Annotated in this window: 24 protein-coding genes; 6 read left to right on the top strand and 18 right to left on the bottom strand. The window is 44.1% G+C overall.

Annotated elements, in window-relative coordinates; genetic code table 11:
- Nucleotides 1–3: 3 nt before the first annotated feature.
- Together JMN17_RS16665 and JMN17_RS16660 are read right to left on the bottom strand one after the other, a co-directional pair.
- Nucleotides 4–150, bottom strand: coding sequence for a hypothetical protein (locus JMN17_RS16665; RefSeq protein WP_202328563.1), 147 nt, complete (start codon nt 148–150; stop codon nt 4–6).
- A gap of 86 nt (nt 151–236) precedes the next feature.
- Entirely contained in the window at nt 237–1,187 is a 951-nt protein-coding gene (locus tag JMN17_RS16660) for a ring-cleaving dioxygenase (protein WP_202328562.1), read from the bottom strand.
- 386 nt (nt 1,188–1,573) lie between these two features.
- On the opposite strand from JMN17_RS16660, the gene steT reads away from it, so the two are divergent.
- From steT to spoIISC, 6 genes are all read left to right on the top strand, one after another.
- Nucleotides 1,574–2,890 carry a serine/threonine exchanger gene (gene steT, locus JMN17_RS16655; protein WP_202328561.1) on the top strand — a complete coding sequence of 439 codons (1,317 nt, stop codon included), beginning with the start codon at nt 1,574–1,576 and terminating at the stop codon, nt 2,888–2,890.
- A gap of 276 nt (nt 2,891–3,166) precedes the next feature.
- Nucleotides 3,167–3,784, top strand: a complete 618-nt coding sequence (locus JMN17_RS16650; RefSeq protein WP_003218470.1) for a DUF47 domain-containing protein — start codon at nt 3,167–3,169, stop codon at nt 3,782–3,784.
- 12 nt (nt 3,785–3,796) lie between these two features.
- The gene (locus tag JMN17_RS16645; RefSeq protein WP_087990912.1) at nt 3,797–4,798 is read left to right on the top strand and encodes an inorganic phosphate transporter; all 1,002 of its coding nucleotides are present in this window, start codon (nt 3,797–3,799) and stop codon (nt 4,796–4,798) included.
- 109 nt (nt 4,799–4,907) lie between these two features.
- Nucleotides 4,908–5,654: a toxin-antitoxin-antitoxin system toxin SpoIISA gene (gene spoIISA, locus JMN17_RS16640; protein ID WP_087990911.1), complete on the top strand. Its 747-nt coding sequence runs from the start codon at nt 4,908–4,910 to the stop codon at nt 5,652–5,654.
- On the top strand, nt 5,654–5,824 hold the full coding sequence (spoIISB, locus tag JMN17_RS16635; protein ID WP_087990910.1) for a three component toxin-antitoxin-antitoxin system antitoxin SpoIISB: 171 nt from the start codon (nt 5,654–5,656) through the stop codon (nt 5,822–5,824). Before spoIISA ends, spoIISB begins: the two co-directional genes overlap by 1 nt.
- An 84-nt stretch (nt 5,825–5,908) precedes the next feature.
- Entirely contained in the window at nt 5,909–6,046 is a 138-nt protein-coding gene (spoIISC, locus tag JMN17_RS16630) for a three component toxin-antitoxin-antitoxin system antitoxin SpoIISC (RefSeq protein ID WP_119913750.1), read from the top strand.
- A gap of 31 nt (nt 6,047–6,077) precedes the next feature.
- Here spoIISC and JMN17_RS16625 read toward each other — a convergent pair whose 3' ends face one another.
- The 16 genes from JMN17_RS16625 to JMN17_RS16550 are packed head-to-tail and all read right to left on the bottom strand — an operon-like array spanning nt 6,078 to nt 19,872.
- Nucleotides 6,078–6,971: an N-acetylmuramoyl-L-alanine amidase gene (locus tag JMN17_RS16625; protein WP_087990909.1), complete on the bottom strand. Its 894-nt coding sequence runs from the start codon at nt 6,969–6,971 to the stop codon at nt 6,078–6,080.
- A gap of 11 nt (nt 6,972–6,982) precedes the next feature.
- Nucleotides 6,983–7,246: a phage holin gene (locus JMN17_RS16620; RefSeq protein ID WP_087990908.1), complete on the bottom strand. Its 264-nt coding sequence runs from the start codon at nt 7,244–7,246 to the stop codon at nt 6,983–6,985.
- Nucleotides 7,247–7,256: 10 nt separating this feature from the next.
- Complete coding sequence (locus tag JMN17_RS16615) at nt 7,257–7,526, bottom strand: hemolysin XhlA family protein (RefSeq protein WP_087990907.1); 270 nt, start codon at nt 7,524–7,526, stop codon at nt 7,257–7,259.
- Between the two features lie 52 nt (nt 7,527–7,578).
- Complete coding sequence (gene xepA, locus JMN17_RS16610) at nt 7,579–8,418, bottom strand: phage-like element PBSX protein XepA (protein ID WP_087990906.1); 840 nt, start codon at nt 8,416–8,418, stop codon at nt 7,579–7,581.
- 44 nt (nt 8,419–8,462) lie between these two features.
- On the bottom strand, nt 8,463–8,627 hold the full coding sequence (locus JMN17_RS16605) for an XkdX family protein (RefSeq protein WP_087990905.1): 165 nt from the start codon (nt 8,625–8,627) through the stop codon (nt 8,463–8,465).
- Nucleotides 8,624–8,953: an XkdW family protein gene (locus tag JMN17_RS16600; protein ID WP_087990904.1), complete on the bottom strand. Its 330-nt coding sequence runs from the start codon at nt 8,951–8,953 to the stop codon at nt 8,624–8,626. Before JMN17_RS16600 ends, JMN17_RS16605 begins: the two co-directional genes overlap by 4 nt.
- A 14-nt stretch (nt 8,954–8,967) precedes the next feature.
- Nucleotides 8,968–10,695, bottom strand: coding sequence for a pyocin knob domain-containing protein (locus JMN17_RS16595; protein WP_087990903.1), 1,728 nt, complete (start codon nt 10,693–10,695; stop codon nt 8,968–8,970).
- A 2-nt stretch (nt 10,696–10,697) separates the two neighbouring features.
- The gene (locus JMN17_RS16590) at nt 10,698–10,970 is read right to left on the bottom strand and encodes a hypothetical protein (RefSeq protein WP_010330427.1); all 273 of its coding nucleotides are present in this window, start codon (nt 10,968–10,970) and stop codon (nt 10,698–10,700) included.
- Complete coding sequence (locus JMN17_RS16585; RefSeq protein ID WP_087990902.1) at nt 10,967–11,545, bottom strand: YmfQ family protein; 579 nt, start codon at nt 11,543–11,545, stop codon at nt 10,967–10,969. Before JMN17_RS16585 ends, JMN17_RS16590 begins: the two co-directional genes overlap by 4 nt.
- On the bottom strand, nt 11,532–12,575 hold the full coding sequence (locus JMN17_RS16580) for a baseplate J/gp47 family protein (protein WP_202328636.1): 1,044 nt from the start codon (nt 12,573–12,575) through the stop codon (nt 11,532–11,534). The genes JMN17_RS16585 and JMN17_RS16580 overlap by 14 nt, the downstream gene beginning before the upstream one ends.
- Nucleotides 12,568–12,993, bottom strand: a complete 426-nt coding sequence (locus JMN17_RS16575; RefSeq protein WP_087990900.1) for a DUF2634 domain-containing protein — start codon at nt 12,991–12,993, stop codon at nt 12,568–12,570. The genes JMN17_RS16580 and JMN17_RS16575 overlap by 8 nt, the downstream gene beginning before the upstream one ends.
- A gap of 57 nt (nt 12,994–13,050) precedes the next feature.
- Nucleotides 13,051–13,317: a DUF2577 family protein gene (locus tag JMN17_RS16570; RefSeq protein ID WP_087990899.1), complete on the bottom strand. Its 267-nt coding sequence runs from the start codon at nt 13,315–13,317 to the stop codon at nt 13,051–13,053.
- Nucleotides 13,317–14,294: an XkdQ/YqbQ family protein gene (locus JMN17_RS16565; RefSeq protein WP_087990898.1), complete on the bottom strand. Its 978-nt coding sequence runs from the start codon at nt 14,292–14,294 to the stop codon at nt 13,317–13,319. The genes JMN17_RS16570 and JMN17_RS16565 overlap by 1 nt, the downstream gene beginning before the upstream one ends.
- 15 nt (nt 14,295–14,309) lie before the next feature.
- On the bottom strand, nt 14,310–14,969 hold the full coding sequence (locus JMN17_RS16560; protein WP_202328560.1) for a LysM peptidoglycan-binding domain-containing protein: 660 nt from the start codon (nt 14,967–14,969) through the stop codon (nt 14,310–14,312).
- Complete coding sequence (locus JMN17_RS16555) at nt 14,962–19,731, bottom strand: transglycosylase SLT domain-containing protein (protein WP_202328559.1); 4,770 nt, start codon at nt 19,729–19,731, stop codon at nt 14,962–14,964. Before JMN17_RS16555 ends, JMN17_RS16560 begins: the two co-directional genes overlap by 8 nt.
- Nucleotides 19,732–19,872 (bottom strand): hypothetical protein, encoded by a 141-nt coding sequence (locus JMN17_RS16550; protein WP_202328635.1) that lies wholly within the window; start codon nt 19,870–19,872, stop codon nt 19,732–19,734.
- Nucleotides 19,873–19,902 lie beyond the last annotated feature (30 nt).

The raw sequence follows: 19,902 nt of genomic DNA, 5'->3' as shown, positions 1-19,902 counted from the left end.
TTTTCACTCCTTTTTGTCTAACTTTGAAATAGTGTAACAAGCAAATATGAATAAACTATTAATAAACAAAGGCAATATTTTTGCCGAAGCCATTTTGTGCCAATCGTCCATATATACAACGGGTTTTAAGCCATTTCTCCCAACCGTCACCTGATATGTCCTGCCCAATGTTTATGCAGCCTTTATGATAATAAAAAAAGCCTCCCGGCAGCGCCGGAAGGCAAATCAATCTCAATTTAGTGTATCGGTTTTAGTTTTGCTTCTATTTCAGCTCTTCGATGCTCAAGATACGGAGGAAGAGCGATCGTTTGGCCGAGCTCATCAAGGTTTTCATCAACCATAAATCCCGGTCCATCTGTTGATAACTCGAACAAAATGCCGTTCGGCTCTCTGAAATACAGCGCCTTGAAATAGTAGCGTTCAACGATGCCGGAATTGCTATAGCCTTCCCGGCTGATGATCTGATGCCACCCGGCAAGCTCTTCTTCATCTCTTACCCGAAACGCGACATGGTGAACACTTCCTTTTCCTTGGCGTTCGCGCGGAAGATCGTTTCTTTCTATTAAATGGATTTCTGTTGCAGCACCGCCTTCTCCAGATTCCAAAATGACGGCGGCTCCTTGTCCTTCGACTGTTTCACGGCTGATTTCTGTAAATCCGAGAATATTCATCAATACGTGTAAAGTGGGTTCAGCGTACGGTACAGTCAGCTCAACCGGCCCTAACCCGCGAAACGAAAATTCTTCCGGAATACCGCTTTGTTTAACAGGCAGGCCATATCCTTTTCCTTTCTCATCCGCAGTCAGCACAAGGCGCTGCCCTTCATGATCTCGGAATGCCAATATGTCACGTCCCGCTCTTTGGGTGACTCCGCTATGCGCCACCTGATGCTCTTCAAAACGTTCTTTCCAAAAATGCAGGGCTTCTGTGCTTGGAACACGCAAACCAATAGAAGAAATACTGTTTGTGCCCGCATGAAACGGCACAATGCGGGGAATCTCGAAAAACGTCAGCTCAGTTCCCGGATTTGCCACTTCATCTCCGTAGAACAGATGGTACATTGTCGGTTCATCTTGGTTGACGGATTTTTTGACGAGCTTTAATCCTAATACTTTCTTATAAAAATCTAAGTTTTTTTGTGCGTCGGCCGTTAATGCCGACACGTGGTGAATGCCGTTGACTTTCATATGCTGTCCCTCCAGGTCATTTTATCTCGATTTCGAGATATTATATCATAGTTATATATTTAGTGTTCTAATAACAAGGTATTTTATTCCCATGGGAAAGTCAACATATCAGCTTCATCGGAGGTTCGTTATTTTGCTAGGTTCTTACAGCATCCTCTATGACAGTTGAAATCCGACCGAAAAACACGAACTTTATAACTTAAAAAATACATTTTTATTCGTTTATTAATTATTAAAGCAGGCGTTTCCATAGGTTTATCAGCCACATTGAAAGCAAATATCGAAAATCAGAAAATTTATTTAATTTCACTTTTCTAAAATAGGGTTTACAATATGAAAAATAGATTCTTCATCATGAAGCTTCAACATCATAGGAGGTTAAGGACATGCATACTGAAGACAACGGTTTGAAAAAAGAGATAGGCCTCTTGTTTGCCCTTACTCTTGTCATCGGAACCATTATCGGTTCAGGTGTGTTTATGAAGCCTGGCGCTGTGCTCGCTTATTCGGGTGATTCAAAGACAGCGCTATTCGCCTGGCTGTTGGGCGGTATTTTAACACTGGCGGGCGGTTTGACAATCGCGGAAATCGGAACGCAGATTCCGAAAACCGGCGGGCTCTATACGTACCTTGAAGAAGTGTACGGAGAGTTTTGGGGGTTTTTGTGCGGCTGGGTGCAGATTATCATTTACGGTCCGGCGATTATCGGCGCGCTGGGTTTATATTTTGGATCTTTAATGGCGAATCTTTTCGGCTGGGGATCTGGACTATCAAAAGGAATCGGAATTATAGCCGTTCTCTTTTTATGCATCATTAATATTATCGGTACAAAATACGGCGGCTTTGTCCAAACGCTGACAACGATCGGCAAGCTGATTCCGATTGCATGCATCATCATCTTCGGTCTTTGGAAAGGCGATCAGCACATCTTTACAGCAGTAAACGAAAGCATTTCCGATATGAATTTCGGAGCAGCCATCTTGGCTACACTGTTTGCTTACGACGGATGGATTCTTCTGGCCGCTCTCGGCGGAGAAATGAAAAATCCCGAAAAGCTGCTGCCACGCGCAATGACTGGCGGATTATTAATCGTAACAGCCATCTATATTTTCATTAATTTTGCATTGCTTCACATCCTGTCTGCGAACGAAATAGTCACACTTGGTGAAAATGCGACAAGCACTGCTGCGACCATGCTGTTCGGTTCAGTTGGCGGAAAGCTGATCAGTGTCGGGATTATTGTCAGTATCTTCGGCTGCTTAAACGGAAAGATCCTTTCTTTCCCGCGGGTGTCCTACGCGATGGCGGAACGCAAACAGCTTCCATTTGCTGAAAAACTGTCACATGTGCATCCGACGTTCCGCACACCATGGATTGCGATTACCTTCCAGATTGCTGTGTCTTTGATTATGATGCTGATCAGCAACCCTGATAAACTTTCGGAAATCTCTATTTTCATGATCTACATTTTTTATGTAATGGCCTTTTTTGCGGTGTTTATCCTCCGCAAGCGAACAAAGGGAGAAAAGCGCGCCTACAGTGTTCCGCTTTACCCATTCATGCCGATTTTGGCAATCGCGGGCTCATTCTTTGTGTTAGGAAGCACACTGATTACAGATACAATGAGCTGTGGATTATCAATCCTCACCGGCCTTGCCGGACTGCCTGTTTATTACTGGATGAAAAAACGAAAAGCTAGCTGATAAAACGGTTCCCTTGTTTTGGGAACCGTTTTTTGGTGAAACAGAAGAAAAAAGTTGACAGGAAAAACACAACTTTTGATATACTTTTTACGTTAAGCAGAAGGATTTTGCCAACTTGGGTCGTTTTTTTGTACCGAAGCAGGCCATGATAAGGAGACATGATTTACCGAAAAAGTCAAGCCGCGTTTTTTTCGACTTTTCCTGTTTTTTTTCGACAAAAGGCTATATAATAATTTGATGTGTGCATTGTCTCATTCAAACTATGGAGGGTTTTTAATGATAAGAAGAAAAAAAGATAAGTTCTCACTCCTTTTAACAGAAATCGCAAAGAATATAGACGAAACTGCCGAATATTTTGTGAACTTTAAGGTCACAAACCAAACGACGCTTAAAGAATTCGCAGATACGTTAAAGGAATATGAAACAAAAGGTGACAATCATGTTCATGTCATGATTAAAGAGCTTAACAAAGCGTTCATCACTCCTATTGAACGCGAAGATATCCTTCAGCTGACAAACAGCCTGGATGATGTGCTTGACGGAATCGAGCATTTCTCTGCCATGATGGAGATTTTTTCAATTACTTCATCAGACGAGCATATCGATAAATTCAGCGGATACATCAGAGAATGTGCGAAAGAAATTTTGATTACAATTGAGCTGCTGGCAGAAAACCGCTTAAAGGATATTCAGCCTCACGCAATCAAAATTAAAGAATATGAGCACAGCTGTGACAACCTGCACAGAAAATCATTAAAGAATCTTTTCGGAAATGAAACAGATCCGATCAAAGTGATTCAATACCGTGAAATTTACGAAACGCTTGAAGAAATTGCCGACTCTTGCCAAAGTGTTGCCAATAATCTTGAAACCATCATTATGAAAAACGCGTAACGAGGGGTAAAAATGGATATTCTATTCATATTAACGATACTAATAGTCATTTGTGCTCTGGTGTTTGATTTCATCAACGGGTTTCATGATACGGCGAACGCAATTGCCACTTCGGTATCCACAAAAGCGCTGAAACCGCGCCACGCCATTATCATGGCGGCTGTGATGAACTTTATCGGGGCAATGACATTTACAGGTGTTGCAAAAACCATTACGAAAGACATCGTGGACCCTTATACACTGGAAAATGGTTCAGTTGTCATTTTGGCTGCGCTACTCGCTGCGATTGCCTGGAACCTGATCACATGGTACTACGGCATTCCAAGCAGCTCATCTCATGCCATCATTGGAGCTATTGCCGGTGCAGCTATTGCCGCGGCTGGATTTGCTGCGTTAAATTATAAGGGCTTTATCAAAATAATTGAAGCACTGATCCTATCACCCATTATTGCCTTTGTTCTTGGTTTTATTCTTTACAGCATCGTTAAGCTGATTTTCAAAGACAGCAATTTGTCGAAAACGAACAAGCAGTTCCGCAGAGTGCAAATTGTAACAGCTGCCCTGCAATCGTATACACACGGAACAAACGATGCGCAAAAAGCAATGGGAATTATCACAATGGCTCTCATCACAGCGAATTTACATACTTCTGCTGATGTCATTCCAACCTGGGTGCAATTCGCCTGCGCGACAGCCATGGGTCTTGGAACTTCAATCGGCGGCTGGAAAATCATCAAAACCGTTGGCGGAAAGATCATGAAAATCCGTCCGGTAAACGGTGTTTCCGCTGACTTAACCGGGGCAGCCATTATTTTCGGCGCCACATTTATACATTTGCCGGTCAGCACAACCCACGTCATTTCTTCATCTATCCTTGGCGTCGGTGCGTCACACCGGGTAAAAGGCGTAAACTGGGGCACAGCTAAGCGTATGCTCGTGACATGGGTCATCACGCTTCCGATTTCAGCGACACTCGGTGCCATCGCCTACTTTATTTTAAATATGATTTTTTAATGGTACACCGCTTCTGTCAAAGGAGCGGTTTTTTTGATGGAACAGGAAAATCAGCGGGATCTCTCGAATACAATAAGCAGAACCTATTTCAGATGTGAGGGATTCATGCATGCTTTTATTCTTTCAGATCATGGTCTGGTGCATCATGGCCGGATTAGGCTTATACGTGTACGCCACGTGGCGTTTCGAAGCGAAGGTCAAAGAAAAAATGTCCGCCATCCGGAAAACATGGTACTTGCTGTTTGTTTTGGGTGCTATGATATACTGGACATATGAGCCCTTTTCCCTGTTTACCGACTGGGAACGGTATCTCATTGTCGCTGTCAGTTTCGCTTTAATTGACGCTTTCATCTTCTTAAGTGCATACGTCAAAAAACTGGCCGGCAGCGAACTAGAAACCGACACAAGAGAAATCCTCGAAGAAAACAACGAAATGCTTCACATGTATCTCGATCGGCTGAAAACATACCAATACCTATTGAAAAACGAACCGATCCACGTTTATTATGGAAGTATAGATGCATATGCTGAAGGTATTAATAAGCTGCTGAAAGCCTATGCCGATAAAATGAACTTAACGGCCTCACTTTGTCACTATTCGACACAGGCCGATAAGGACCGGTTAACCGAGCATATGGACGATCCGGCAGACGTGCAGACACGGCTCGATCGAAAGGATGTTTATTACGACCAATACGGAAAAGTGGTTCTCATCCCATTTACCATCGAGACACAGAGCTACGTCATCAAGCTGACGTCTGACTGCATTGTCACGGAATTTGATTATTTGCTTTTCACATCATTAACGAGCATATATGATTTAGTTCTGCCAATTGAGGAGGAAGGTGAAGGATAATGGAACGCGCGTTTCAAAACGGATGCGAGCCCCGGGCGGCAAAACCGTCAAAGATGCTGAAAAAACGTTCAACCACCAGTGTCGCAAGCTATCAAGTCAGCCCGCATACAGCAAGAATCTTCAAAGAAAACGAACGGCTGATTGACGAGTATAAACGAAAAAAAGCATGATCACACTAAAAGGACAAGGGAAAACAGCTCTTGTCCTTATTCCTTTTCTTAAAGGGTTACATATACTAAAACAAACAGAGGATATTGTCAGGTGATACAGTGAAAAAATTGGTGAGGCGTGTGAAGTTTGTTGATTACGGAAGGTTTGGCCTTTCCGGGTATTCGCTTCGGGTGCGGGAGCGCAGTGCAGGTATATTAAAAAAGTTGAAGAAGAAAAAATAAATCCCGGAAACTCCGGGATTTTTTGCTGCGATTAGCTTAATTGCGCCGCGATCTTTGCTTTAGTCGCCGGCCCGTAAATACCGTCTGCCGCTAAACCGTTAACAGACTGAAAACGCGCAACCGCATCAGCAGTTTTCGGTCCGTAAATGCCGTCAATTCCGTTATTGGCAGCTCCTTTATCAGGGTAAAAATAGAGAGCGGCCAGTGCTCGCTGCACCTGAAAGACATGTTCGCCTGAGGCGTAAGGTGTTGTCAGTTTGATTATTCCGTCCGGGAGCGGATAGAGATCGGGTTCTTCAGCGTACGATGGCGCACTTACAATTAGCACTTGACCGACCTGAATGAGATTCGGATCTTCGATATTGTTCCACTCTTGCAGCTGGGCAACAGTGACACCGAACGCTCTCGCTATGGATGTTAGCGTATCACCCTGTTTCACGACATAGGTTTGGCTCGCGCCTCCCCCAATCCCAGCTTTAAACGTATCCCATATATTCAACAGCTGGCGCGGACATTCCTTCCCTGACCAATACTTATGAGGGACGACATTGGCGAGAATGATATTGTGCTCAGCCATTAATATTTTAATAAGCCACTGGGCATTTGCTGTTGCTTGAGCGAAATCTCCATCGGCATTTTCACAAATTTCAATCCCAATAGAAGCCCGGTTGCCGCTGCCGTTTCCGTCTCCCGCATGCCAGCCGTTTTCATTTAATGGCAGATGCTGATAAATGTCTGTATCATCAACAGTAAAATGCCAGCTAGTCGCCGTATCAGGATTTTTCAAATAGCGGGCATGTGCTTCGGCATCCGCTCCGGGTGCAGTGTTCGCTGTATTATGCACTGTAATGTAGAACGGTGTCATGAGGTAGCCTGGACGGTTATTTGCACCGACTGGAATAAAGTCTTGAATGATGTTAACCATATGATCTCTCCTTATTTCATCAGATTATTTTCCTTTAACAAGTCACGCTGTTTTTTCCCTTTTTCTGTTACATAGTTGTTTTTAAACCAAGCGGCAACTGTTGTCCCTATTGTAAAAATGAGAGATCCGGCAGAATAAAGAGCATCAGCAAGCTGATTGACCTGCTCCTCTCGAATGTCCAATGGTGATTTGCCAAACATCAACATGGTTTGGTTAATGAATGCAACCAAAAGAAGCACCGTCCTGATGACCGTGCCTTTGTCGTACGTTTTCATAAAAATCCCCCTAATGCTGCAGCAGGTTGTACATAATGGCGATGGCTCCGCCAATGATCCCTGTGCATACTGCCGTAATGATGGCACCTGTGATGGTGCGTTTAATCCACGTTGTATTTTCATCAATTTTGTTTAACTTCTCGTTCAGCGTCATGATTTGCTGGTCTTGCCGGTCTGACACGCGTTCTAATACGGAAACCCGCTGCTCTAGCGCTTTTTGCTCACCTTTCATGTCTGTTAAATCCTGTTGGAACACATTAACATCTAACTCTTGCTGCATCACTCACTCCTCCTTTACATGCGGATCACCTCCCTTCCGAGGGCCGAAATGGTTATGAAATCGCGGTTCCTTTTACCGAAAGAGATCCGCCGGTGATACTGGCGATCTCCATGATGATCTCCTTAAACCCTTTAATCTCAAAGGCCCACGCCTCAGCTTTCCCTAACGTTCCCGAGGCAGAGGACGCATCATCAGATTTCACGCCTCTGATCGGAAGTTTCTGTCCTGACAACGATTTACCCCAAAATTTCACCTCACTCGTTTCCGCTGTGCCGTATACTTCAACGAGTAAATGCGCGGCACCGTTCACAGGTAAAGCAGCACCTTCGCCGGCGGAATCGGCATTTTCATGAAAGACACAATCAACCGTGTTGCGGGCTTTTACTTTCAGCAATCCATCGTCTGTCTGAATCGTCGAAAAGTCAATCTGCAAAGGGGCTTTTTCACTTACACGCACATCCATTTCTCCCGCCCCGACTGATTGGTAGACTGCAAATTCCGATTGCTGAAGGTTCCCGTTCACATAACGGAAGCGATAATAGCGTTTAGAGAGATACACCCAGTCCGTCTCCGTCAGGACACCGGCTGCGGCATTAACTGCTGCTGTCGTTGTCCAAACATTATTGTTGTCGCTTTCTTCAACAAAGAGCGTGCCTTCGCGATCTGCATACGCCCAGCCCTTTACTTTCGAAATCAGAACCGCGCCCAGCCTGTCTTGCCCGAGCTGACTGTATGCCTCAGTCGCCTTTAAGGCAGCGTTTGTTAAAATCTCCGCGACACCTGACAAGTTCGCAACAGGTGTCACAAAATCATTTTTTCCTCCTCTGTAGGGCTTTACAGCTCCAGCTTTTCCAGTCTTATCGAGAGGAAACTCATATTGATACTTCACCATCTTCATCCTCCTTTTGATCTAAAAACAGGCAAAATAAAAAAGCCTTACATGGCTTTACCGGTAATGCCTTTATACTGATCAGGGGTAATCAGCTTTTTGTTCACACCCTCTGCCAGATCCTCAATTGAACAGTCTTGATATGCGATAGCCTGTTTCACCATCTCCGCTGTCGCCCACTCAAAATGCAAGGCAAGCACCCAATAATTCATTCAGCATGATCTCCTTTCAAGGAAAGTAATGAAAGCTTAATATCTGACAGCTCGCTCCCCAATGTTTTGTTCAGTTCTTCAAGCTGCTTGCGAGCCAGCTTTTCCTGCGACAATTCCTGAGCGAGAAGCTCCACCTGATTAGGCGGCTCGTACGGCGGGTTTTTTTGTGACTCCTCCCACCAAGATTCGAGCTCTTTTTGGGTTGGGATTGGGGCGCGCAGGTTCCATTCAGCTATATAAGACCCTTCCCCGTCATTTTGAACGATAAAATCTTTTGTTGGATCTGTATTGGGATATTTATACATGATTGCTTCTGCGATCATCATTTTTCCTCCTATACTTATACTGTAGGATAGTTAAGCCCTCCAATTTCTTGAATGTTTATAAAATTGTATGCCTCGTTATAATCGGATACACCTCTTCTATCACTACCACCATAGTTGCAATAGCAATAGATCTCTATATAATCACCTTTGTTCATAGGAACGGTTACATAACCATTTAAGCCAAGGTACATTTCATTTTGCTTATCAACAAAATCCCCTCTCTTATGGTCAACCGGTTTATACAATGATCCATTTAGATAGAGTTTCAAATGAAAATTGATGTATGCCGGTGTATTTATCATATACAGCCCAACTCCCACTAAAAACATTCCATCATTAGGAGCAACGAATCTACTATTTTTTGTATCAAAAGCATTGTGACTATCTTTTATTTTGCGATTAAACTGAATTTTTGTATGAGCTGCTTTATCAAGATACTGAATCCCGGTAGTTCCTATATTCGCATGAGCGAATCCAGAAATTTTATGCCAAGCTGTCCAGCCGGAACCACTCCACCAGTGCCGTATCCATGTGCCAGTATTATCAAAATAACTGTTAGATTCATTTCCAGTCCCATAAAAATATTGAGCAAATCTATAATCATGATATTTCTCATTTTTTATGATTCCGTAACCAAGTGGATAACCCGTAGTATTTCCTTGACCAACATCCATTAATGTTAGCCCCCGAGGATATTCATCTCCTCCAGTTCTTGCATCTTGAATTGCATTAGAGCCTGTAAGTATGGTTAATTTTTGATTCGTATAATTTGTGTCAACATAGTTTTTAGCCTCAGCTAAGGATTTATCTGCTTTGTTCTGAGCGCTTGCCTCAGTCTCAATCTTATTCCATCCTTTAAACACGCCATCTGTATGAATCGTTGCCATCCAAAAGGTTCCGTCATAACTTCTAGATGCCAAAATTGTTTTTCGCCCCCCGCCTCCTGTTTCGATAACATCATAGTTATACCAAGATCCATCCCCTAAAACAGGATTGTTTGTTATAACACTCCCCACTGCATAATAAAAGCCAGAGGGTAGCGTTAATAAGTCAGTTCCATCTGGGATTTTAGTTCGGTAGCCCTGAGTATCAGTTAATTTATATAGTTGTGCATGATTCCATTTGTCCTTATCAGATTTTGTTACGTGGATATCTGTTTTATTGGCATGTGCATCTATTTTCTTTTGAGACCCTTCTGTAGTTTCAGATTCAATCCATGCCGTCCATGTTGCAGAATCATTTTTTCTAATTCTAAAAAAAGATTGCTCTCCCTTAAATCCGTCATAAGCTATTTGAACAAGTGTGTTTTTATAGCTCATCACAAGAAGAAAGCACCTGTTTAGGCCCGGACCGTTCAGGCCGTCGTTGTATATCAAATACATACCGGTATCGGTTAAATCATTATAATCTGTGATTTCGGTTACGCTCTTGTAGAAGACTCTTCCATCATCGTCTGATATCTTACTTAACTGCGCATTATTCCACTTTGACCTTTCAGCAGCAGTAATGTGTATCGTGTCATCATTAACATGCTGATCAAAATCCTTCTTCGCCGCCTGCTGCACGTTATCCACATTCCCCAGCCCGACTTGCGCCTTTGTTGTGTTGTGCGGGTTGTTCATGTCGTTTTTGTGGGCGGCGAGGTCTGTGTGGGCGTCTTTTATGCCTTTTTCCCAGCGGTTGACGTCGTCTTCGTTGATCGGGTCGTCGGGGAGCCAGTCTGTTTTTTCTTCGTATGCCATGTTTACACCACCTCAAAAGTAAATCTGAAATCGAGTGTTCTGTTTTCACTGACGTCCAGGTCTGTTTTTCTCTCTGTGATCACATTGCCCAGCTCGTCAAAAATTTGTACCGTTTCGATATGCTTGATGTCTTCCTCACGTTTTGTCAAGACGGTGACTGTCGCTCCGTCAATAGTGAGTTCTACTATTTCTGTTTTTTGTCCGTTCAGCAGCACGTGATCAATTCTGCTTTTTAGATCTGCCGCTGTACGTTCTCTGTATATGGTTGAAATCAAGTTAAGACCACCTCATTGTTGTTAAGGGTGACAGAATAACCGACCTTCAGCTCACTGGCTGTTCGGTATCTGCGGTGATTCAGGATGACTGTATCTTTGATTTGAAGCGTTTCGTTCAATCCGCCTCTGAGCGTATACGCCAAATGAGCGGGCTTCATGTTTTCTATCGTTTCGATCAGCTCATTCATGTGCTGAAGGTCATCAACATTGATATCCACGTTAAATCGGTATTCGCCGGGCAGCAGGCGGACCTGTGCAGATGGTTTTTTTAAGAAACGATTGACCGCCTGCTCAATGGCCTTGTAGGTGATTGGCGGAATGTTCGATATTTTTGAAATGAGACGCAACCGTCTGATCTCATCCGTATCACCTGATTCCCGCGGGACGTTTAGAATTTTTTCCCAGCGGCTTAGCCCCCATGTCGCTGTCGGCACGAATAGCTGATCGGTCAGATCAAAGATGCTGTGATTCTGTTGATCAAACTCAGGCGCTTCCGCTTTCAGCAGCTCAGCCATTTCTTTCAGGCTGGTGAGAAACGGCGGCAGATACGCTGTCATGTCATCAAGTTTGCTCAATGATCTTCACCTGCCCAAGCTTAGGAATTTCCACGTCGCTCAGTACCAGATTTTCTGAGGTGCCATTGATTTTTATGTTGGAATAATCACTGACTGACGGTGAATTATAGACGATATTGTTAATTTGAGAAAGGCGGATGACGTTGTCTTCGAACGCCATTTTCTTAAAGAGGTTTAGAACGCCCTCTTCAATTTCCGACTTCACTTCATCAATTGAGTGATTGATCTCAGGCAGCACTTCGGCCGAAATCTCAACATCCTTCCAGACCGCACTTTCCACTGTGACATAGGCTCCAATTGGCGCCTGTCCTTCCCCCTGTCCTGGTTCAGGGTCGATATAGTCTTTCACTTTTTGAATCAAGATATCGGAAGCCGGCTCGAGATTCACATTCGTAACGACAATTTTGACCGTGCCGTCTCCCTTCCAAAGCGGAAAGATCTTTGCTTTCCCAATACCGTCCACTTCTTCAGCCCACTCTTTATAGTGCATTTTGTTAGCGCTGACAGCCTCGCGCCGAACCCTTGTAAAATACCGTTCTCTTAAGCTGTCGTCTCCTTCTTCCTCACGCCCCGGGATCAGGATTTCTTTAACAATGGCTGTCTCTAATCCGGGAATGGTATCCAGCGAAAGTAAATGGCGTCCAGTCAGATTGGCGTTTCCCGCATCACCAGGTGTTTCACAGATGAGCGTCCCATCTGCCGTATATTGAAAATAAAGATTATCAACATAAAAGCGTGAGCCCGCAGGAATGGTAACCCCAGATGTAAACTCTCCCGCTCTGACCGCCTTTGTTGCGGCTGTCCGTTCAATCCCCGCTTCCGCTGCACGCCGGTCTAAAAATTCGCCTTGGGCGGTATCAGAAAAGACCAGCTCAAGCACGGTGTCCAGCCATATATATGACTTCGCAAGCTCGGCTGCCGCCGGAGCTAACGCATTATAAATGACGCTGCCTTCTCTTGTGTCAATATCTGCGGAAATGCTGTTGAGCATGCGTTCCATAATCTCTTCAAAGGTCTGCTCCTCAAACATCTTCACCAATCACCTCCTCAATCTCAAGCGCCCCTTCATCTGTCTCCACCACAAAGGAAACATGAAACGCATCGCCTTGTTTTTCTATCTCAAAATCTGTTACAGCAGATATCCGGTCGTCATAAATCAGTGCTTCTTCTATCAGCCTCGGAATCTCCATTTTTTTATAGGCATCAGTCGTCTCATGATCTGTCAGCACGTCCTGAAGCTCATTTCCGACATTATGGCTGTATACGGAATACGCATATCGTTCTGTTTGTAAGGCGATATACACGAATTGTCTGATCGCTTCAAGCCCGGTAATCAGCTCATTTGTAATTCTTCCGTTTTCAAAATCTATTTTGTATGTTTGCGAGGTTTCAATAACGTCACTTTCATCCTCAAAATCCTCAAACTCCACTTCTGGTGTCAGGGCCATGATGCCCACTCCTTTTTGACAAGCTAAATAAAAAACCCCTTCGTGCTGAAGGTTTGTCTATACTTTATCTAAAATAAAAAACGATTGACCGCCAGTCAGAGCCGCGGTCATGACGCGATCCCCCGGCTCGAGTGCATCGTCTCCTCCGGACTTCATCCGTTTTGGGATGATGAGGGCGTCAGCCGGTATGATCAGTTTGCTGTTTTCTTTTAATTTGATTTCAACAGGAGAAACCGAAACCACCTCAGCCGGGAGCAGCTCCACCGGAGACTCAGCGTCAACTGCGCCGACGGCCAAATGTTTAATCGCCTCACTCAATCTCATCAGGAAACTCCTTCCGGCATGGTATTCTTTTCGATAACATCAATGGTCATCGTATGTTTCATTCCTTTAAACTCGTGCCGGTCCGTATCTACCCAGTAGGTTTTCTTGATCCCGGCCTCCGGAATGGATATATAGACAGGCAAACCGCTCCTTACTTCCGGAATGCCGACCGCCTGAATATTTTTCAGTTCTTTTTTGACGCCCTTTTTTTCAGCAAGTCGCACATCTGCCCGCTGCTGAAGCTGAGCTTGGTTGATATCATCTGTGACCGTCTCCGTATATTGAAGCACACCGTATTTGTTTAAGCCTGAACTGTCCTTGGCAGACGCTTTATACGTCTTCTTGTCTTTCTGCCGGCGGAGCACAACCCGTGTTGCAGTGTCGTTTATGGAAGTGCTGTATTGGTAACCCGTGATATTGACGCCAGTTTCCAACACCCATACCTCTGACGGATCTGGCCAAGCACGCAGACCGAGCTTTCCTTTTTCTGAAAACAGCTGATAATGCCGCCCAGTCTGGCTTTTCGTCTGTTTCAGCGCTTTTAAGATGATGTCATATAGGGTCGTATCATTTTTTATGACAAGGCTTTTGATCGTATGGCCTGTGTTCGCAATCGAAGTTGTCGGTATTTGAAAATCATTGGCGATCCGCCTGATCATCTGGTCGGCCCGCTGATTGGAAAACACGTACACATCCTGATTTTTGACCAAGTATTGGAGCATATCATACGCACTGAAGGCAAGCGTATGCTCGTCCGGTGTTCTTGCAAAAACAATGCCGCGAAAAAGCTCTTTTCCCTTCCACTTAAACAAGACCGTATCTCCCTCAGTAACGCTGTAATACGTCTGGTCGCCCTGTTTGATGACGATGGTTGCTTCTATGGAGCGAGGCGCCTGATAACGGTGGCCTTCAAGCGATACGCTTTCTGCCACTAGCTCGAGCCACTCTGTGTCTTTAATGACAAACAGTTCTATCATCACACATCACCTGTTTCATTGCGGTATCTTTAATTTTTGGCCGGGAAAAATCCAGTGCCCCGGCTGCCTGATGTTCCGTTTGCTCCGTTTGATCATTGCTGTTTTATTAGCGTTCCAAATTTTGCGCCATTGCGTGCTGTTCCCATAAAACCTGCCGGCAATGTCCCACAGCGTATCTCCCTTTTTCACGGTGTAGGTTTTTGGAGACGCCTTCGACGGGCGCTTTGCCTTTGTTTTTTTCTTCTGTTTGATTTTTCGTGGGGAAGCGGTTTTGTATTCTTTCAGGACGATATCAAAATCCCTATCTCCTATCTCGTTGTCCCCTTCACTGTATTTAAGGCTTTCAATGCTGCATGTCATATTGATTTTTGTTCCCGTAATTAAAAATTGGACAGGCTTTTTAGCCTTCATCCATTTTTCAATTTTCGAAATGGCATTCTCAGGTGACGGGAGATTTTGATATTCAGCTATCGGTATATACTTTTTTGGAAAAAAAGAAGAAAATGAAATTTCTTTCGCTCCAGGTTCTTCAATAAACGTTATTTCTCCCAGCCCTGTTATCTTTACTGAGTCATTCTGCACACTATTCGCTATATCCAACGTTTCAGGAAGAACAGGAAACCGCAGCTTTTCCTTCCCCTGTGATATCCAAAATTCATAAACAGACTTAGTCAAAAGCTACGACCCCCTTTGTTCCGGTGTTCATGTCTTTTTGTAATTCATCAAGTAATGCCTGCTTAATTTTTGCTACCAGGCTGTCAGCGTCCTGTCCATTATGGAAATGCTGATCACCATTAAACTCAATCTTAATTTCTTTCGTTCCGGCCGTTTGTATCGTTTGCCGGGTTCCAGAGGTAACGGCTGAAACTTGTCCTGAGGAAAGCTCAGACTGCTGGGATTGAGACGGATCTGTCACTTCCATCCCGAGAGCTTGCGCCGCTTTCTGAAGGAGGTAGCGGCCGCGGATGCCCCGCTCCTCCGGAATGATCCATTCCCGCTTGTTTCCTTCACCGACACGGGCGATTTGCTCTTTTGTAATCAGTCCGCCGTTGGCATAACCGACATACGGACCGCCACGTTTCAAGCTTTTAATACCAGGTACATTGTCAATTGAGCCGTATCTGCTTTTGATATATCCTATAGCGGCAGCAGCGTTGTGAATCGGATTTTTAATGTTACCCATACCCGGTGCTTTATGAGCATTGAATGTGGTCGGAACTGTCTGCATGAGACCTTGCGATGGATTCCCCGCCTTCGCGTTACTATCCCACAGGTTAATAGAGTTAGGGTTACCTCCTGATTCATACTGAGCAATCGTCATCAAACCTGAAAGCCAGCTCAATGGTGTTTTTGTGGCCATCATTGCAGCCATAAGCCACTGTTTCACATTTCCACCTGCTGCACCCATTCCGGAATATGCAGCAGCCAGTGAACCAGCTTGCTTTTCAGCATATTTTTTCACATCTACAGAATCCAGACCTTTTACAACACCAACAGAGGCAAAACGCCCCAAGCTCATCATGACACGAGAAGGTGAATGGATATCTAACTCTTCACGAAAAGCTTTCTCAACTTTTTTCGCTAGTTCTTTGGCAGCTTCATGAACGTCACTTGCCTTTGAAGTCATACCTGAAACAAAATTCCCGATCATTCCGGTTCCCCAGCCGTTTGATGATTCTTTAGACTTCAAAAACGGCTTATTCACATGAGTATTTACATACTGATCAGTACCAGTCTGGGAACTATTTTGTCCGGAAGTAAACCCTTTGATCGTACCGGTTCCCCATGAAGAGGATTTATTCACAGTGTTCTGGAATGGTGTTTTGACTTTCGTCTGCAGGAAGCCATCTGTTCCGGTCGCTGTACTGTTTTGACCCTTGGAATACCCGCTCACCATTTGTTTTCCGTAATTTGGTGAAGAAGAAATCATTTGCGTAAATGGCGTATTGATGTTTTTCTTTTTCCAGTCTTCAATATTGACCGGCTGATCGCTGATGCCTTTGCCAATGCCTTCTGAAAATTGCTGTCCGAGTGCGGACGCTTGGCCTGTAAGATTTGCAGTGTCCATTGATGGAGAAGCTGATCCTGATAACGGGCTGGCAGCTGCTCCTCCTGAGAGAGATACCGAACTTCCACCAGAAGACGAAGCGGCTCCCATGTCGTCTACGACTTGCATACCGAGTTTAGACGCCGCTTGTGAAAGAAGCATTTTGCCACGGCCTCGGTTGTTATCGACAGGGATAACAAATTCCTTGCCGGCTTCACCGATCCAAGAGATGGTTGGTTTAGTGATGTAGCCGCCTGTGGCATTTTTATCCGGATCTTTACCTTTATCCGGATCTCCGCCGCCGGTTACAAAATTGATCACTTTGCTAGCTACGCCGCCAGCTTTATCCCAAATTTTCTTCACCCAGCCGAACGCTTTAGAAAAAGCATCTGAGATGGCTTCTCCAACCTTTGCAAGAGGTTCTTGGATATTCTTTTTAAACCAGCCGCTCAGACCCTTCCATATCTTCTTGACGGCATCTATTGCTTTTTGGAAAGCGTCAGAAATTCCCTTACCTACATCTGAGACTGTATTTTTGACCGGGTTCCAAACTGTATTCATGAACCATCCCGATACTGTACTGAAAACACTCTTAATCTTATTCCAAGCACCAGTCATTTTATCCCAGATTGTGGTTGCCGCTCCGATAACAGCGGATTTGACTGGCCCCCACACATTGCTCATAAACCAGGAAGCAACTGCACTGAACACATTTTTAATCGTCGTCCATGCACCTACAATTTTAGACCAAATGGCTGTAGCCACACCGACAACCGCAGAGGACACAGGCGTCCAGACATTGTCCATAAACCATGTTGATACGGTACTAAAAATGGTTTGTATCGTTGTCCATGCGTTTACGATGTTTGACCATATATTTGTAGCAACACCCACAACCGCGGATGATACAGGTGTCCAAACATTGTCCATAAACCATGTTGATACAGTGCCCCAAGTACCCTGAATGGCTGACCACGCATTTTGCGCCCCCTCTTTAATGCTGTTCCATGTATCATTTAGAGCGCCATCATCAATTGCCTTACCTAAACTTTCTCCGCCGAAAGATCCTGCAATTCCTCCTATTGCACCGCCAATCACTGTCCCGACTCCCGGAACAACGCTTCCAATTGCCGCTCCGGCTGCTGCTCCTGCCAAACCTCCGCCGGCTGAACTTACTTTTTCACCGGCATTATCCTTATTGATTCCGGCTAAGTCAGTAAGAGACAAGATTTCGCCTAGTCCTGGGATTCCTTTCGCGGCTCCTTTTAAGCCCTTCAGTCCGCCCTTCAAATCTTTTGAACCTCCCAATGATTTCAGAAGACCTGAAAATCCTTTGCCTGATGCGCCTTTAGCTGCTTTTGCGGATTTCGGCGTATTCACAGAATTTGTTTTATTGCCTTTCGTTGATGAACCGTTTCTGTTTTTGACTTTTTTGCTTTTGCCTGTACTGATTCCGGCACAGCAGCATCCGCAAGCCCCGCCCCATTTTCCGCCTGACTTCTTCGCTTTAGAACCTGACGCTTTTTTGTTCATAGAAGGTTTTTTAGTGCGGTTTGAGTTGTTAGAAGTTGCGTTCTTTGTATTGGCTTTTGAGGCTTTTTGTTTCCCTTTGCTTCCGTTGGATTTGCCCCCAAGCAGTCCTCCAAAATCCAGATTTCCCAGTTTTTCAACAATGCCTTTTATAATCTTTTCAAAAAACTCCCCCGCCTTTTCAATAATTTTATCAGGGCTGAATTTCTCAAATTTTTTCGCGATTTTGGAGACAATGTTATCAACAAACTTTTCGGCTTTATTGGCGATTTTATCCGGGTTCAGAAAATTGAACTTTTCTGAAATTTTGTCAACAATATTTGTTACAAAGTCTTCTGCTTTAGTAATAATGGCTTCAGGACTGAATTTACTTACGACATCATCCACTTTTTTCATAAAGGACTCTGCAAACTTATCCAGTTCATTAAAAATCGTTTCCGGACTGAATTTGCTTACGATATCATCTACTTTTTTCATAAAGGACTCTGTAAATTTGTCCAGCTGCTTAAAAATGGCTTCAGGGCTGAATTTACTTACAATATCATCTACCTTTTTCATAAAGGACTCTGTAAATTTGTCCAGTTGCTTAAAAATGGCTTCAGGGCTGAATTTACTTGCGATTTCGTCTACTTTTTTCATAAATGAGCCTGTAAACTTATCCAGCTGTTTAAAAATGGTTTCAGGACTGAATTTACTTGCGATTGCATCTACTTTCTTCATAAAAGAGCCTGTAAACTTATCCAGCTGTTTTAGAATCGTTTCCGGGCTGAACTTTGTTGCAATCGCATCCACCTTACTCATAAATGATGTGGTGAACTTATCCAGTTGTGCCACAATTGTTTCCGGGCTGAACTTCGTTGCGATTGCATCCGCTTTTCCCATAAATGATGTTGTGAACTTATCCAGTTGTGCCACAATTGTCTCCGGGCTGAACTTTGTCGCAATTGCATCCATCTTACTCATGAATGATGTTGTAAACTTGTCGAGCTCAGTCAAAATCGTTTCCGGGCTGAATTTTGTCGCAATCGCATCCACCTTATTCATGAACGATGTTGTAAATTTATCCAGCTCTGTTAAGATTGTTTCTGGGCTGAATTTTGTAGCGATGTCATCCACTTTTTCCATGAATGATGCAGCAAATTTGTCCAGTGCTGTCAAAATCGGTTCTGGATCAAACATGCTTGCAATACCACCGGCATTTCCTCCGGCTGAAGGAGCTGCTTTATCGGCTGAACCTGAGATTCCCATACTGTCAATTCTTTTCTGCAAGGAATCCAGCTTATCTGACACCTTGTCATTAATAGCCAGCTCGAATTTGTTGTCTTTTCCTGTTAAGGCATCAATGCCGGCTGAAATACGGCCGACTGTTTTCATGACGTGATCAATCACACGTATCGTAACAGAGTAACCATTTTGAAGTGCGGTTTCCATATAACGCTTTATTTTTTGCACAGCCGGCGAAACTTGATCTTCTGCACTCAGTGTGATCGTAAAGCCTTTAAAACCTGCAACGAGCTTTCTTAATCGTTCAAACCTTGCTGTTGCTTGATCACTAGCAGAGATTTTAATAGATATGGATGACGGCAATCCCTGCAATTGAGTTTGAATCTGCTGAATGACAGTGCTGGCGTTATCCTCAGCTGAAATGGAAATCATTTGAGAACCCAGCTTTTTCTTTAGAGATTTTTGTATGCGGTCAATCGTTCTTAATATGGTTTTACTATCTTTTCGTATATCGATAGCGCTTTTTCGCTGCGCCATTTTTCTATATTTTTCAAGTGCCCGAAATCCATTTTGAATTCTTCTTAACTTTTTGCTTACACGGTCTTCCATATCAAATCTTGCTGTCAGCTTTGCCAATTACGATACCCCTCCTTTCTTTGCTTGTTTTTCAAGGAGATCCAGCTTATAGCCAATCAGCCCATTCAACAGCGCCTTAAAGTTTCGGGGCGCTTCATACAGTTCTAATAAATCTGATGGAGAATAATGAAGCTCGTGCATCGCATAATAGAGATACACGGCTTCTTTATG

Source organism: Bacillus sp. RHFS10 (genome assembly GCF_016757475.1).
GTDB lineage: Bacteria > Bacillota > Bacilli > Bacillales > Bacillaceae > Bacillus > Bacillus subtilis_G.
The sequence above is the reverse complement of the archived record's forward strand: the minus strand, read 5'-3'. Positions and strand labels throughout refer to the sequence as shown.

Excerpts from the sequence above, each read along its gene's own strand:
- JMN17_RS16660 (WP_202328562.1), bottom strand. The coding sequence starts at position 1,187 with ATGAAAGTCAACGGCATTCACCACGTGTCGGCATTAACGGCCGACGCA.
- steT (WP_202328561.1), top strand. The coding sequence starts at position 1,574 with ATGCATACTGAAGACAACGGTTTGAAAAAAGAGATAGGCCTCTTGTTT.
- JMN17_RS16650 (WP_003218470.1), top strand. The coding sequence starts at position 3,167 with ATGATAAGAAGAAAAAAAGATAAGTTCTCACTCCTTTTAACAGAAATC.
- JMN17_RS16645 (WP_087990912.1), top strand. The coding sequence starts at position 3,797 with ATGGATATTCTATTCATATTAACGATACTAATAGTCATTTGTGCTCTG.
- spoIISA (WP_087990911.1), top strand. The coding sequence starts at position 4,908 with ATGCTTTTATTCTTTCAGATCATGGTCTGGTGCATCATGGCCGGATTA.
- spoIISB (WP_087990910.1), top strand. The coding sequence starts at position 5,654 with ATGGAACGCGCGTTTCAAAACGGATGCGAGCCCCGGGCGGCAAAACCG.
- JMN17_RS16625 (WP_087990909.1), bottom strand. The coding sequence starts at position 6,971 with ATGGTTAACATCATTCAAGACTTTATTCCAGTCGGTGCAAATAACCGT.
- JMN17_RS16620 (WP_087990908.1), bottom strand. The coding sequence starts at position 7,246 with ATGAAAACGTACGACAAAGGCACGGTCATCAGGACGGTGCTTCTTTTG.
- JMN17_RS16615 (WP_087990907.1), bottom strand. The coding sequence starts at position 7,526 with ATGCAGCAAGAGTTAGATGTTAATGTGTTCCAACAGGATTTAACAGAC.
- xepA (WP_087990906.1), bottom strand. The coding sequence starts at position 8,418 with ATGGTGAAGTATCAATATGAGTTTCCTCTCGATAAGACTGGAAAAGCT.
- JMN17_RS16605 (WP_087990905.1), bottom strand. The coding sequence starts at position 8,627 with ATGAATTATTGGGTGCTTGCCTTGCATTTTGAGTGGGCGACAGCGGAG.
- JMN17_RS16600 (WP_087990904.1), bottom strand. The coding sequence starts at position 8,953 with ATGATGATCGCAGAAGCAATCATGTATAAATATCCCAATACAGATCCA.
- JMN17_RS16595 (WP_087990903.1), bottom strand. The coding sequence starts at position 10,695 with ATGGCATACGAAGAAAAAACAGACTGGCTCCCCGACGACCCGATCAAC.
- JMN17_RS16580 (WP_202328636.1), bottom strand. The coding sequence starts at position 12,575 with ATGTTTGAGGAGCAGACCTTTGAAGAGATTATGGAACGCATGCTCAAC.
- JMN17_RS16575 (WP_087990900.1), bottom strand. The coding sequence starts at position 12,993 with ATGGCCCTGACACCAGAAGTGGAGTTTGAGGATTTTGAGGATGAAAGT.
- JMN17_RS16570 (WP_087990899.1), bottom strand. The coding sequence starts at position 13,317 with ATGAGATTGAGTGAGGCGATTAAACATTTGGCCGTCGGCGCAGTTGAC.
- JMN17_RS16565 (WP_087990898.1), bottom strand. The coding sequence starts at position 14,294 with ATGATAGAACTGTTTGTCATTAAAGACACAGAGTGGCTCGAGCTAGTG.
- JMN17_RS16550 (WP_202328635.1), bottom strand. The coding sequence starts at position 19,872 with ATGCACGAGCTTCATTATTCTCCATCAGATTTATTAGAACTGTATGAA.